This is a genomic window from Mycolicibacterium wolinskyi str. Jessa 2025 (assembly GCF_049241375.1).
In the GTDB taxonomy this organism is placed as follows: domain Bacteria; phylum Actinomycetota; class Actinomycetes; order Mycobacteriales; family Mycobacteriaceae; genus Mycobacterium; species Mycobacterium wolinskyi.
In genome coordinates, this window is the sequence record NZ_CP185960.1 from 4,418,566 (window position 1) to 4,431,668 (window position 13,103).

Genomic DNA, 13,103 nt, shown 5'->3' on the forward strand with positions numbered 1-13,103 from the left:
TCGATAACAACTTAGTTATGCGAACCGAATCGGGCCCGTTTGTGGGTAGGGTGGACACTCGTCCAGCTTTGGCACTCATCGAGGAGTTCTGCGCATATGCCTGTTGTCGTCGTCGCCACCATGAAGGCCAAGCCCGAGTCCGTCGACGCGGTCCGTGCGGCCTGCACCAAAGCCATCGAGGCGGTGCACGACGAGCCCGGATGCGACCTCTATTCGCTGCACGAAGCCGACGGAACGTTCGTGTTCGTCGAGCAGTGGGCCGACGCCGACGCACTCAAGACCCACAGCTCGGCACCCGCGGTGGGCACACTGTTCGGCACGGTCGGCGAACTGCTCGACGGCGCGCCGGACATCAAGGTCCTGCAGCCGGTGGTCGCCGGAGACCCGGCCAAGGGCCAGCTGCGGCCCTAATGAGCGCTTGCGCGAAGAAGTGACGGTCGGGATGCCCACCGACGGTCCCCTCACGGGCAAGGTCGCGTTCATCACCGGTGCCGCGCGCGGTCAGGGCCGCGCCGAGGCGATCCGGCTGGCCGCCGACGGGGCCGACATCATCGCGGTCGACCTGTGCGACCAGATCGCCTCGGTCCCCTACCCCATGGCGACGCCGGACGATCTGGCCGAGACGGTCAAACTCGTCGAGGACACCGGTGCGCGGATCGTCGCGGGCCAGGCCGACGTGCGTGACGAGGCGGCGCTCGCCACCGCGCTTCAGGCCGGGGTGGACGAGCTCGGCCGCCTCGACATCGTGGTCGCCAATGCCGGCATCGCCCCGATGCAGTCGGGTGCCGACGGCTGGCGTGATGTCGTCGACGTGAACCTCACCGGCGTGCACCACACCGTCGAGGTCGCGATCCCGACGATGGTCGAGCAGGGCGACGGCGGGTCCATCGTGCTGATCAGCTCGGCGGCCGGCCTGATCGGCGTCGGCGGCGGTGACCGCGGATCGCTGGGATACACAGCCGCAAAGCACGGCGTGGTCGGCCTGATGCGCGCCTACGCCAATTTCCTTGCCCCGCACAGCATCCGGGTGAACTCGATCCATCCCACCGGTGTCGACACGCCGATGATCAACAACGAGTTCACCAGGCAGTGGCTCAAGCACGTGGCCGAGGAATTGAACGCCCCGACGGATTTCGGAAATGCGCTGCCCGTGCAGGTGGTTCAGGTCGAGGACATCGCCAACGCGGTCGCCTGGCTGGTGTCCGATCAGGCGCGTTATGTCACCGGGGTGACGCTTCCAGTTGACGCCGGCATCGTGAACAAGCGATGAGCCCGGCCGCAGCCGTCATCGTGGCCGTGTCGTTCGTGTGGCTCGGTATGGTGCTGGCGATCTCATTTCTGGAGGCCCCGCTGAAGTTCCGGGCGCCGGGGGTGACGCTGCAGATCGGGCTCGGTATCGGAAGGCTGGTGTTCCGCGCCCTCAACAGCGTCGAAATCCTTTTCGCCGTGGCGATTTTGATCGCGCTCGCCGCCGACCCGCCGGCAACCTCGGTCAACGTCGCGATCGCGGTCGCCGTGGTTGCGCTTGCCGTGCAACTGCTCGCGGTGCGGCCCCGTCTCACACGTCGATCGGACGCCGTGCTATCCGGCAGCGACGCGCCGCGTTCGCACGCGCACTACGCGTACGTCGCGTTGGAGGCCGTCAAGGTCATCGCCCTGTTGACCGGCGGAATCCTGTTGTTGTCGGCCTAGATCTCGATGACCGTCGGCACGATCATCGGCTGCCTGCGGTATGTCTCCCCCACCCATTTACCGACGGTGCGGCGCACCGCCTGGGCGATCCGCGTCGGATCGGTGACGTTGTCGGCGGCCAGGGTTTCCAGCTCGCGTTCCACATTGCGGGCCGCGGGCTCGAGCGCCTTCGGGTCCTCCGAGAACCCACGCGAGTACAGATGCGCCGGGCCGGCGGGACGTCCGGTACCGCGATGCACGACGACCGTCACGGCCACGAAACCCGACGACAGGATGAGCCGTTCGCCGAGCGTGGCATCGCCGACATCACCCGTGATCAGGCCGTCGACGAACATCTTGCCCACCGTGACCGCTCCGGAGATGGATGCCCTGCCCGCGACGAGGTCCACACTGACCCCGTTCTCGGCCAGCACGATGTTCTCCGGCGGCACCCCGGCGCGGGCGGCCAGCGCGGCGTTGGCCCGCAGATGTCGCCACGTTCCGTGCACCGGCATGACGTTGCGCGGCCGCACGCCGTTGTACAGGAACAGCAGTTCGCCGGCATAGGCGTGGCCGGAAACATGCACGCGCGCTTGAGCATTGGTGACCACGCGGGCACCGATCTTGGCCAGCGAGTCGATCACGCCGTAGACGGCTTCCTCATTGCCGGGAATCAGTGAGGACGACAGGATGATCAGATCGCCCGCCGTCAACGTGATGCTGCGATGCTCACCGCGCGACATCCGGGACAACGCGGCCATCGGCTCGCCCTGAGTTCCGGTGGTGATCAACACAACCCGGTCCGGCGGCATCATCTCGGCCGCGGCGATGTCCAAGATGTCGGCGTCGTCGACCCGCAGATATCCCAGCTCGCGGGCGATGCCCATGTTGCGCACCATGGACCGGCCCACGAACGACACGCGACGGCCGAGCGCCACGGCGGCGTCGATGATCTGTTGCACGCGATCGACATTCGACGCGAAGCAGGCCACGATCACCCGGCCCTCGGCCCCGCGGATCAGGCGGTGCAACGTGGGGCCGACTTCACTCTCCGAAGGGCTGACCCCGGGATGCTCGGAATTGGTGGAGTCGCAGAGAAACAGGTCCACGCCCGAATCACCGAGCCGCGACATCCCCGGCAGGTCGGTCGGACGACCGTCGAGTGGCAGCTGGTCGAGCTTGATGTCGCCGGTGTGCAGCACCGTGCCCGCACCGGTGTGGATGGCGACGGCAAGACATCCCGGAATCGAGTGGTTGACCGCGAAGTACTCACATTCGAATACCCCGTGGGTGCTGCTCTGCCGCTCGGCCACCTCGACGAACATCGGTTTGATGCGGTGTTCGCGGCACTTCTCCCGGATCAGGGCGATGGTGAACTTCGAGCCCACCACCGGGATGTCGGGCCGCAGCTTGAGCAGAAAAGGGATCGCGCCGATGTGGTCCTCGTGGCCGTGCGTGACCACCAGTGCCTCGACATCCTCGAGGCGATGCTCGATGTGGCGCAGGTCCGGCAGGATCAGGTCGACGCCGGGTTCGTCGTGCCCGGGGAACAAGACTCCGCAGTCGACGATGAGCAATCGGCCAAGATGCTCGAAAACGGTCATGTTGCGGCCGATCTCGCTGATTCCGCCCAGTGCGGTGACCCGCAGACCTCCTGGAGCCAGAGGCGCGGGCGGCGCGAATTCGGCGCTCACTACCGTCACTACCTGAGCACCGCCGCGGCTCGCATGTCGGCAGCCAAGGCCTCGATCTCGTCGGCGGTCGCGGGGATCTGCGGCAACCGCGGCTCACCGGCCTCGAAGCCCTGCAACCGCAACCCCGCCTTCGACATCGTCACGCCACCGAGCCGCGCCTGCGCGGCCGCCAGCGGTGCAAGCGCGACGTTGATCTTGCGGGCGGTGGCGATGTCACCGGAGTTGAACGCCGACAACATGTCTCGCAGCTGACCGGCGGCCAGATGACCCCAGACGCTGACGACGCCGACCGCTCCCATGGCCAGCCACGGCAGGTTGAGCGCGTCGTCGCCGGAGTAGTACGCCAGACCGGTCTCGGCGATGATCTGCCCACCGCCGGGCAGATCGCCCTTGGCGTCCTTGACGCCCACGATGTTCGGGTGCTCGGCCAACGTGCGCATGGTGTCCCAGGTGATCGGGATCGATGAGCGCGGCGGAATGTCGTACAGCAGAACCGGCAGCTCGGTGGCATCGGCCACCGTCGTGAAGTGCGCGATCAGGCCTGCCTGCGGCGGCCGCGAGTAATACGGCGTCACGACGAGCAGTCCGTGCGCGCCCTCCGCGGCACAGGCCTTGGCCAGGTGCACGCTGTGTGCGGTGTCGTAGCTTCCCGCACCGGCGATGATGCGTGCCCGGTCGCCGACGGCTTCGAGCACCGCGCGCAGCAGCGCGATCTTCTCGTCGTCGGTGGTGGTCGGGGATTCACCGGTCGTGCCGGACAGCACGAGCCCGTCGCATCCGGAATCCACGAGATGTGCCGCGAGCCGGGCCGCAGCGTCGAGATCGAGTGAGCCGTCGGGCTTGAAAGGCGTAACCATCGCGGTCAGCACGGTGCCCAACCGGGCGGTTACGTCAATTGCGCTGGTGCTCACGGGCACCAAGATTACCTGGTCGTTGTCACGCTTCTGTCGCGATACCGATGGGCCACTCCGTCAAGCCTCCGTGGCCAACGGAGAGGTTGCCACCTCCGTGCCATCCGCCAGCGTGTAGATGTCGAAATCCGAGAACACCGCAGGTGCGACGGCGACCAGTTCACGCAGGCACGCGATGGCGAGCCGGCGGATCTCGACATCGGCGTGCTCACTGGCCCGCATGGCGATGAAATGCCGCCACGCCCGGTAGTTGCCGGTGACGACGATGCGCGTCTCGGTCGCGTTCGGCAGGACCGCTCGGGCCGCCTGCCGGGCCTGCTTACGGCGCAATACAGCGTTGGGCTGGTCCTCGAACCTCGCTTCCAGCCGCGACAGCAACTCCGTGTAGGCCGCGCGGCTCGCGTCGGCGGCCGCCGAGAAGAGCTCGACCAGCTCCGGGTCGTCCTCGAACCCCGGTGGCACCACCACCTCGGCATCGTTTTCGGGCACGTACCGCTGCGAGAGCTGCGAGTAGGAGAAGTGCCGGTGCCGGATCAACTCGTGGGTGGCAGACCGGGAGATCCCCGTGATGTAGAACGACACCGACGCGTGCTCGAGCACCGAGAAGTGCCCGACATCGATGATGTGGCGGATGTAGCCGTCGTTGGTCGCGGTCTTCGGATTCGGCTTCGACCAGCTCTGATAGCAGGCCCGGCCGGCGAATTCCACGAGCGCGGATCCACCGTCGGCGTCGGTCTCCCACGGGACGTCTGGCGGCGCCTGGAACTCGGTCCTGGCGATCAGTTGCACGCGCAGGGGCGCGATCTCGGCCACAGGCCTCACCTTAACGGGCCGGCCTCCCCGCGCCTTGTCCATGCAATGTTAGTCGCCTAACATGTTAGCAACTAACATGAGGAGCTGATATGACACCGGATGTCGTCGTAGTGGGAGCCGGGCCGACCGGCCTGGCGGCGGCCTGCGCCCTGCAGGAAGCCGGCGTCGCGGTACGCGTCTTCGACAAGGCCGACGGACCCGCCGTGACATCGCGCGCGCTCGGCTTGCAGCCCCGCGGAGTCGAGGTGCTCGATCGGCTGAGCGCGCTGGGCCATCTTCCGGAACACGGGTTGCCCGTCGAGCGGGTGACCGTCCACGTGGACGGCCGGCCGTTGGCGAGCCTGCCGATCGGGCGGCCCGCCCGCCTGCACGGGCCCGCCGCCCTGCTGATGTCGCAGGCCGACATCGAGGGCGCGCTGCGGGACCGACTGACCGCACTCGGTGGCACCGTCGAGTGGGGCATGCCGGTGACCGGGCTGGCTCCCGAGGCCGACGGTGTGGCGGTGCGGGCCGGGGATTCCGACGTGCGCTGCGGCTGGGTCGTCGGAGCCGACGGCGCCCACAGCGTCGTCCGCAAGGCGGCCGGTATCGGGTTTCCCGGGGTGCCGATCATCGAACGCTTTCTGCTGGCCGATGTTCACGCCGCAATCGATCAGCCCCGGGACGGCGCCACCGCGTGGGCTCGCGGCCGCAAGCTGCTCGCCGCATTCCCGCTGCCCGGTGACGATCTCTGGCGGCTGATGACGCCGGCTTTCCCCGGACATGCCCGACAATCCGGCGCCCGACGACATCGCGGGCTACCTCGGATCGCGGCTCGCCGAGGAGGCCGACGCCGCCATCGACTCGGTCGTCTGGACGTCGTCTTTCCGTATCCAGCGCCGACTCGCCGACACCTACCGGCGCGGTCGCGTGCTGCTCGCCGGCGACGCCGCGCACATCCACAGCCCGTTCGGCGGTCAAGGGATGAACACCGGCATCGGCGACGCCGAGAATCTGGCGTTCAAGCTCGCGCTCGTCGTCACCGGCCGCGCCGATGCGCGGCTGCTTGACACCTACGAGGCCGAACGACGCCCCATCGCCGGCGATGTGTTGAAAACGACGAGCAGTCTGACCGAGATCGTGGCCGGGCAGGGCCGAGCCGCCCGGCTGATCCGCGACCACGTCGCGATACCCCTGCTGAACCGGACGTGGATGCGGCGGCTGATCGCCGAAAAGGCTTCACAGCTTCAAGTTTCGTACCGCCGTGGCCCGTGGGGTGCGGCTCGGTGGTTGCCCGGTATACGCCCCGGAGACCGCGTTCCCGACCGGGACTGCGTGTCCGCCGACGGGCCGGCTGTGCGGCTCTACGACGCACTCGGCCCGTCATGGGCGGTGCTCGGCGCGCCCGCATACGCCGACGTGGCTCGCGACCGACTCGGAGCCGTGGCCGCGCTGCACGACAACGGCTCCGACAGTTCGCACGCACATCTGATCCGGCCCGACGGACACCTGGCCTGGCGCGGCTCGGATCCGGCCGCACTGCGGGCTTGGCTCGACACCGCGTTGGGCCGGCCATGACGGACTGGCGGGCCGCCAAGAAGGCCGCGACGCGTCAGTCCATTCAGGACCATGCGTTACGGCTGTTCGCCGAAAAGGGCTACGACGCAACGACAGTCGAAGATATCGCCGCAGCGTCCGGTGTCTCGCACATGACCTTCTTCCGGTACTTTCCCCGCAAGGAGGAAGTCGTCGAATACGACGAGTACGACCCCCTGATCGAGGATCTGATCGCGGCCAGGCCCGCCGACGAACCGCCCCTGACCGCGATTCATCGTGCGATCCGGGCCGGGCTGCAAGCCATCTTGCCCACCGATCACGGCGCGCTGCTGCAGCGCACTCGCCTGATCATGGCGAATCCGACACTGCGGGCCCGAAACACCCTGGCGCAGGACGAAACCCGGGATCTGTTCGCCCGGGCACTCGCCCGCCGCGCGGGTCTGCAGGCGCCGGACTTGCGCTGCGTCGTGCAAGCCTCGGCTGCGCTCGCCACGGTCGCCCCGGCGATCACCGCATGGGCCGGCGCCGACGGCCGGGACCTCGTCGCGTTGATCGACGAGGCGTTCGCGGCATTGCGCGACGCCGTCCGCTGAGCCCTGGTGTCAACAGGTGATCTTCACAGCTAACCGGTCGACGGCGTCGGCCGACGCAGATCCCGGCTCGGGTGTGTAGGTGACGAGGATCTGGTTGGGTGTCGCCGGAGTTGCCCAGGCGATGAAGGTCAGGTCGATGTCGCCGATCTCGGGATGTCGCAATTGCGTGAGTCCGGTCGACTTCTCGTAGACGTGGTGCTCGCCCCAGTATTTCCGAAATGTCGGGCTGTGCACCGACAACTCGTCCACGAGGGCCGTCACCGCGGGATCGTGGGGGTTGCGTCCGGCGGCCATGCGGAGCATTCCGACCGTGTCGCGGGCGGATGCTTCCCAGTCGCGGTGTCTGGCCGCGACGTCATCGTCACAGAACAGGAGCCATGCCGTATTCCGCTCGTGGGGTGGGTGTTCGGCAAAATCCCCGAACACGCGGCGGGCGAGGTCGTTCCATCCGACGACCTGTGTGCTGGCCGTCATGACGAGTGCCGGCACCGTCAGCGTGTCGATGAACGCGCGCGTCGCCGAGTCAAGGCGTTCCTGCGCCACCCACTGTGCGCGGCGGCGCGGATGGGCGAGGTGGCGGAGGTGCTCGCGCTCGGTGTCGTCGAGCAGAAGCACCGCCGCAATCGCTTCGAGAACGGACTCCGACGGTCGGCCACCTCGGCCCTGCTCAAGCCGGACGTAGTAGTCGGTGGACAACCCGACCAAGGCGGCGACTTCCTCACGCCGGAGCCCGGGAACCCGCCGACGCGAGCCGGTGTCCGGTATTCCGGCTGAGCTCGGCGATACCGCTGCCCTGCGCGCCTTCAGGAACTCGCCCAGTTCGGACCTGCTCATTCCTTCATCATTGCGTGACAGGGCCGAGCCGACCATAGGTCTCGCGGTACCCCGGTTGAGGGTCACCGGGGTGCGGTCAGGCCTGGACCGGGCAAGGCAGACGCGCCGACAGTGGAGCCATGACGAACGACGACCGGACGCCCAACGAGCACTCCGAATCGAAGGTGCCGCGGATACCCACCTATGCCGAAACGCAGGCGGATCCCGACATCCTGCGGGCCTTCAACGCTGCGGTCGTCGAAGAGTTTCGCGCCAATCGCGGAAGAGTGGGTGGTCCGTTCGCGGACTCCAACGTGGTGCTTTTGACAATGACGGGCGCCAAATCTGGCCTGCGTCGTCAGACCCCACTGGAATACTTCACCGTTGACGGACGGATGCTCATCCTGGGCACCCGAGGAGGAGCTCCACAGAATCCGGCATGGGTGCACAATCTTCGCGCCAATCCGGCCGGGCACGTCGAGATCGGCACATCGTCGTACAACGTCGTAGCGCGCGAGATTACGGGCAAAGAGCGGGATGTCCTCTACGCGAGGATCGCTGAACTCTGCCCCCGCGTAGCCGGCTATCCGAAGCCCGACCGGGTGATCCCACTCTTCGAGCTTCACCGAACCTAGATTGCGTGCCTCTCCGCGACCGGAGCCTTAGTCCGCGAGCACCCCGGCGCGCCGCATCGCCGCCGAGATGTGCTCGTAGTCGATCGCGACGTGGGTGCGGGCCAGCGCTTCGGCGTCGTCAGCACGGCCGTCGGCGATCGCCGATATGAGTGCCTCATGGTCACGTAATGCCCGTAATTCCATGTCCGGCATGGTTTCCGGCTCGCCCCACAGGTGGGCCGGAGCGCCGATGCTCACCGAGGCCTCCAAGTCCAGCAGCACCTGCTTGAGCACCGGGTTGCGGGCGGCATCCATGATCGCCAGGTGCAGTGCACTGTCGGCCTGCTGAGACGCCAGACCACTCGCCGCGTCCCGATAGGCCTCGAGGCGCTCGCGCAGCACGGCGATGTCGCGGTCGGTCCGGGCCTCCGCCGCGGCCCGGCACACCGCGCCGTGGATGCGGCAGATCGCATCGCATCGGTCCCGCAGTTCGTGGGCCCGCATGGTCAGCGTCCGGCCGACCGCCGCTGTCGACGACTCCGGCCATTGCTGCAGCACGTAGGTCCCACCGCTGCGGCCGCTGCGACGGGTCTCCACCAGGCCCTGCTCGACGAGCCGGGCGAGTGCCGCGCGTACCGTCATCCGCCCCACGCGCAGCGACGCGGCGAGTTCGCGTTCGGCAGGGAGCCGCGCGCCGGGCAGATATTCGCCGACGGCGATGGCCGTGACGAGCCGGTCGGTGATCTCGTCGACGCGCGAGGGGATCTTCGAGTTCACGCTCGAGCAGGCCCCGCGCGCCGGCGGGTTGGGCTATCTGCCGGTCCGGTTCCCCCATGGTGCACACAGTATCGAAGCCAATTGTTAAAAACTGATTAATGGTCTTGCGGCGAGACCATTACCGCTTCATGCTGTCCCGCATGCCTCGATCGACCCGCATGGTGCCTTTCCGTGAGTACGAGACCTGGGTTCAGGTCACGACGCCCGAAAACGCCAAGCCCGGCGCGCTACCCCTCTTCGTCCTGCACGGCGGGCCCGGCATGGCCCACAACTACGTCGCCAACATCGCGGCCATCGCCGACGAAACCGGGCGCACCGTCATCCACTACGACCAACTCGGCTGCGGCAACAGCGCCCACCTCCCCGACGCGCCCGCAGAGTTCTGGACTCCGGAGCTGTTCGTCGAGGAATTCCACACGGTGCGCACGGCCCTGGGCATCGACCGCTACCACGTGCTGGGGCAATCATGGGGTGGCATGCTCGGCGCCGAGATCGCCGTGGCCGCGCCCGAGGGTTTGGTGTCCTTGGCGATCTGCAACTCCCCCGCCTCGATGCAGCTCTGGGTCGAGGGCGCCGCCGAGCTCCGGGCTCAGCTGCCGCCGGAGATCCAGTCGGCACTGCAACGCCACGAGACCGACGGCACCGTCACCGATCCGGAGTATCTCGCCGCGACGCAGGAGTTCTACCGGCGCCACGTCTGCCGCACCGACCCGATGCCCCAGGACTTCGCCGACAGCGAGGCACAAATGGAGGCAGAGCCGACGGTGTACCACACGATGAACGGCCCCAACGAATTTCACGTCATCGGCACGTTGCGCGATTGGAGCATCGTCGACCGGTTGCCGTCCATCACCGCACCGGTGCTCGTCGTCGCCGGCGAGTTCGACGAGGCCACGCCGGCCACCTGGCAACCCTACGTCGAGCTCATTCCCGACGTCCGCAGTCACGTCTTCCCCGACACCAGCCACTGCACCCATCTCGAAAAGCCCGAGGAGTTCCGTGCCGTGATCGCGGAATTCCTGCAGCAGCACGATCTGGCCGCCGCCCGGGTCTGACACCCACCTCCCCTCGACCCGACAGGATCGCCATGGCAACTGAAACAGGCCCGGCCACCGGCCCGCTCACCACCGGTGAAGGCCAGCGCAGTCTCGAATCCTTCGGCTACAAACAGGAATTGAGCCGATCGGTTTCGACCGTCGACCTCGTCGTGTACGGCTTGGTCTTCATGGTGCCGATCGCCCCGTGGACCATCTTCGGCACCGTCTACAACAGTGCATCGGGCATGGTGCCGCTGGTCTATCTCATCGGCCTGATCGCGATGGTGTTCACCGCGCTGGCGTACGCCCAGATGGCCAAGTCCTTCCCGCTCGCCGGGTCGGTGTTCGCCTATGTGGGCCGCGGCATACACCCCGGGCTCGGCTTCTTCGCCGGCTGGGCGATCCTTCTCGATTACCTGCTGATCCCGACTCTGCTCTACGTCTTCGCCGCCGAATCCATGGTGGGCCTGTTCCCCGAGACACCACGCTGGGTGTGGGCGATCGTCTTCGTCGTCGTCAACACCGTGATCAACCTGCTCGGGGTCGGGTCACTGAAAATCGTCAACCGGGTGTTCCTCGCGGTCGAGCTCGTGTTCGTGGTGCTGTTCGTCATCATCGCGGTGCGGGCCATCAACGGCCAATCACTCCCCGACGTCGGCTGGAGCACGCTGCCGATCTGGAATTCCGAGGTGGTCAACGCCCCGCTCATCGCGGCCGCACTGTCCATCGCGGTGCTGAGTTTCCTTGGCTTCGACGGTATCTCGACACTCGCCGAGGAGTCGACGGGCAAGAAGAACCCGGCCGGCCGCGCCATGATCATCGCGCTGTTCGTCGTGGCCTTCCTGTTCATCACCCAGACGTGGCTGGCCAGCCTGCTCGCCGGCGGCCGGGCGTCGTTCGGCGACGACGAGGTGGGCAACGCCTTCTTCCTGCTGGTGCAGGCCGCGTCGAGCACCGGGTGGATGAACGCGTTCTTCGTCGTCAACGTCTTGGCGGTCGGTTTCGCGAACGCGATGGCCGCCCAGGCCGCGACCAGCCGGTTGTTGTTCTCGATGAGCCGCGATCGCCAGCTGCCCGCGATCCTGTCCACGATCAGCGCGCGCAAGGTGCCGTTCGCCGCGATCCTCGTCGTCAGCGCGCTGAGCCTCGTGCTGGTGCTGTTCTTCGTCGGCCAGATCGGCCTGATCTCCTCACTGGTTAACTTCGGCGCGCTGTTCGGGTTCTGCATGCTGCACGCGTCGGTCATCTGGTTCTACATCGTGCGCAAGAAGTCGAAGAATTACCTGCTGCATCTCGTGGTACCGGCGGTCGGTTTCATTATCATCGCCTACGTGCTGATCAACGCCGACGCACTGGCCAAGATCGGCGGCATCGTGTGGTTGATCATCGGCGCGATCGTGTTCGGCGCCAACATGGTTCGCGGCCGCGGGGTGCCCGAGCTAGCCGAGGACCGAGCCTAACGGACCGGCGAGGTCACCGCGGCTGCCCACATCGACCGCGTCGACCCCCAACCAGCCGGCCATCGACGCCAGCTCAGCGGCCAGGGCCGTCGCCACGCGCGACCGGTCCTGGCCGTCTTCGGTGTATGCGCCCAGCACCTGCAATGCGGCGTCGGTACGTTTGAGATCCACCCGGCCCACCAACTCACCGTCGAGCAGGAACGGCCATACGTAGTAACCGAATTGGCGTTTCGGGGCCGGCGTGTAGATCTCGATGCGGTAGTGGAATCCGAACAACCGCTCGACGCGCGGACGGAAGAAGATCAACGGATCGAACGGGCACAGCAGCGCGGTGCCGCGGTCGCGGCGCGGCACGATCTGGCCGGCCCGCAGGTACGCCGGGGTGCCGTCGATGTCGACGGGCTCCAGTTCGCCGTCGGCGACGAGTTTGGCGATCGCGGGCTTGACCTGTTTGGCGCCGAGCCGGAAATAGTCACGGATGTCGGCTTCCGTGCCGACTCCGAGCGCGGTGGCGGCGCGCAGGGTCAGCTCACGGATGGCCTCGTCGTCATCGACTTCGCGCGCCAGCACCTCGGGCGGCAGCACGTTCTCGGCGAGGTCGTAGTGACGGGCGAAGCCCACACGCGTCGCCGTCGTCAACACCCCGGCGGCGAACAGCGCTTCGGCCACCCACTTGGTCTCACTACGGTCCCACCACGGGCCCTTGCGGCCACGCGGCTCGGCCTCCAGGTGCGCCTCGATCTGACCGGCCGTGGACGGCCCCAGCTCGGCGACGGCCGCGACGATATCCTCGGCAAGCTTCGGATTCTTCTTGACGATCTCGGTACCCCACCTGCCATGCGTGTACTCGCGCATGCGCCAGCGCAACAGCGGCCAATCCTCGACCGCCATCAACGCGGCCTCGTGTGCCCAGTACTCCACCAACAACCGGGGCGACCGGGCACTGTGCGCCCAGGCCGCGCGATCGAGCACGTCACGGTCATACGGCCCGAGCCGGCTGAAGACCGGCGCGTAATGCGCACGCACGGCAACCGAAACGGAATCCAGCTGCAGCACTTGGATGCGCGAGATCAGTCGGCGCAGATGGGCGCGAGTGACCGGGCCACGCGGCCGGGGCTCGTGGAACCCCTGCGCAGCGACGGCGACGCGACGGGCCTGTGCGGTGGTGAGAGTGGCCACCCCGT

Annotated in this window: 14 protein-coding genes and 1 pseudogene; 9 read left to right on the top strand and 6 right to left on the bottom strand. The window is 67.4% G+C overall.

What is annotated here, in order from left to right; translation table 11 throughout:
* The first annotated feature begins 96 nt into the window (after positions 1 to 96).
* From ACOI2T_RS21705 to ACOI2T_RS21715, 3 genes are read left to right on the top strand one after another with little or no spacing between them, the layout of a single operon-like run.
* Positions 97 to 411, top strand: a complete 315-nt coding sequence (locus ACOI2T_RS21705; RefSeq protein ID WP_085148258.1) for a putative quinol monooxygenase — start codon at positions 97 to 99, stop codon at positions 409 to 411.
* A 31-nt stretch (positions 412 to 442) separates the two neighbouring features.
* Positions 443 to 1,270 carry a mycofactocin-coupled SDR family oxidoreductase gene (locus tag ACOI2T_RS21710; protein WP_409503690.1) on the top strand — a complete coding sequence of 276 codons (828 nt, stop codon included), beginning with the start codon at positions 443 to 445 and terminating at the stop codon, positions 1,268 to 1,270.
* Complete coding sequence (locus ACOI2T_RS21715; RefSeq protein WP_409503507.1) at positions 1,267 to 1,692, top strand: hypothetical protein; 426 nt, start codon at positions 1,267 to 1,269, stop codon at positions 1,690 to 1,692. Before ACOI2T_RS21710 ends, ACOI2T_RS21715 begins: the two co-directional genes overlap by 4 nt.
* Here the strand turns inward: ACOI2T_RS21715 and ACOI2T_RS21720 are convergent.
* Genes ACOI2T_RS21720 through thyX form a run of 3 tightly spaced genes read right to left on the bottom strand, consistent with a single transcriptional unit; the run spans position 1,689 to position 5,089 of the window.
* A complete protein-coding gene (locus ACOI2T_RS21720; protein ID WP_409503691.1) occupies positions 1,689 to 3,365 on the bottom strand; it encodes a ribonuclease J in 1,677 nt (558 codons plus the stop codon). The two genes, ACOI2T_RS21715 and ACOI2T_RS21720, sit on opposite strands and share 4 nt — an antisense overlap.
* An 8-nt stretch (positions 3,366 to 3,373) precedes the next feature.
* Complete coding sequence (dapA, locus tag ACOI2T_RS21725; protein ID WP_409503508.1) at positions 3,374 to 4,282, bottom strand: 4-hydroxy-tetrahydrodipicolinate synthase; 909 nt, start codon at positions 4,280 to 4,282, stop codon at positions 3,374 to 3,376.
* A gap of 54 nt (positions 4,283 to 4,336) precedes the next feature.
* The gene (gene thyX / locus ACOI2T_RS21730; RefSeq protein WP_409503509.1) at positions 4,337 to 5,089 is read right to left on the bottom strand and encodes an FAD-dependent thymidylate synthase; all 753 of its coding nucleotides are present in this window, start codon (positions 5,087 to 5,089) and stop codon (positions 4,337 to 4,339) included.
* An 89-nt stretch (positions 5,090 to 5,178) separates the two neighbouring features.
* Here thyX and ACOI2T_RS21735 point away from each other — a divergent pair.
* The 3 genes and pseudogenes from ACOI2T_RS21735 to ACOI2T_RS21745 all read left to right on the top strand — a co-directional run.
* A pseudogene (locus ACOI2T_RS21735) lies at positions 5,179 to 5,679 on the top strand (FAD-dependent oxidoreductase); the annotation flags it as partial.
* A gap of 172 nt (positions 5,680 to 5,851) precedes the next feature.
* Positions 5,852 to 6,646 (top strand): FAD-dependent monooxygenase, encoded by a 795-nt coding sequence (locus ACOI2T_RS21740; RefSeq protein WP_421874284.1) that lies wholly within the window; start codon positions 5,852 to 5,854, stop codon positions 6,644 to 6,646.
* Positions 6,643 to 7,218, top strand: coding sequence for an acyl-CoA-like ligand-binding transcription factor (locus tag ACOI2T_RS21745; RefSeq protein ID WP_409503511.1), 576 nt, complete (start codon positions 6,643 to 6,645; stop codon positions 7,216 to 7,218). The genes ACOI2T_RS21740 and ACOI2T_RS21745 overlap by 4 nt, the downstream gene beginning before the upstream one ends.
* Before the next feature lie 9 nt (positions 7,219 to 7,227).
* Here the strand turns inward: ACOI2T_RS21745 and ACOI2T_RS21750 are convergent, their stop codons facing one another.
* Positions 7,228 to 8,052 (bottom strand): helix-turn-helix transcriptional regulator, encoded by an 825-nt coding sequence (locus tag ACOI2T_RS21750; protein ID WP_409503512.1) that lies wholly within the window; start codon positions 8,050 to 8,052, stop codon positions 7,228 to 7,230.
* A 119-nt stretch (positions 8,053 to 8,171) separates the two neighbouring features.
* Here ACOI2T_RS21750 and ACOI2T_RS21755 point away from each other — a divergent pair, with 119 nt between their 5' ends.
* Positions 8,172 to 8,666, top strand: coding sequence for a nitroreductase/quinone reductase family protein (locus tag ACOI2T_RS21755; protein ID WP_085148236.1), 495 nt, complete (start codon positions 8,172 to 8,174; stop codon positions 8,664 to 8,666).
* Positions 8,667 to 8,693: 27 nt separating this feature from the next.
* Here ACOI2T_RS21755 and ACOI2T_RS21760 read toward each other — a convergent pair whose 3' ends face one another.
* Positions 8,694 to 9,422 carry a FadR/GntR family transcriptional regulator gene (locus ACOI2T_RS21760; protein WP_421874288.1) on the bottom strand — a complete coding sequence of 243 codons (729 nt, stop codon included), beginning with the start codon at positions 9,420 to 9,422 and terminating at the stop codon, positions 8,694 to 8,696.
* Positions 9,423 to 9,550: 128 nt separating this feature from the next.
* Between ACOI2T_RS21760 and ACOI2T_RS21765 the strand changes: the two genes are divergently transcribed.
* Positions 9,551 to 10,477 carry a proline iminopeptidase-family hydrolase gene (locus ACOI2T_RS21765; RefSeq protein ID WP_409503692.1) on the top strand — a complete coding sequence of 309 codons (927 nt, stop codon included), beginning with the start codon at positions 9,551 to 9,553 and terminating at the stop codon, positions 10,475 to 10,477.
* 32 nt (positions 10,478 to 10,509) lie between these two features.
* Complete coding sequence (locus tag ACOI2T_RS21770) at positions 10,510 to 11,919, top strand: APC family permease (protein ID WP_409503514.1); 1,410 nt, start codon at positions 10,510 to 10,512, stop codon at positions 11,917 to 11,919.
* Here the strand turns inward: ACOI2T_RS21770 and ACOI2T_RS21775 are convergent.
* Entirely contained in the window at positions 11,899 to 13,098 is a 1,200-nt protein-coding gene (locus ACOI2T_RS21775) for a winged helix-turn-helix domain-containing protein (RefSeq protein ID WP_409503515.1), read from the bottom strand. The two genes, ACOI2T_RS21770 and ACOI2T_RS21775, sit on opposite strands and share 21 nt — an antisense overlap.
* Between the last annotated feature and the right edge of the window lie 5 nt (positions 13,099 to 13,103).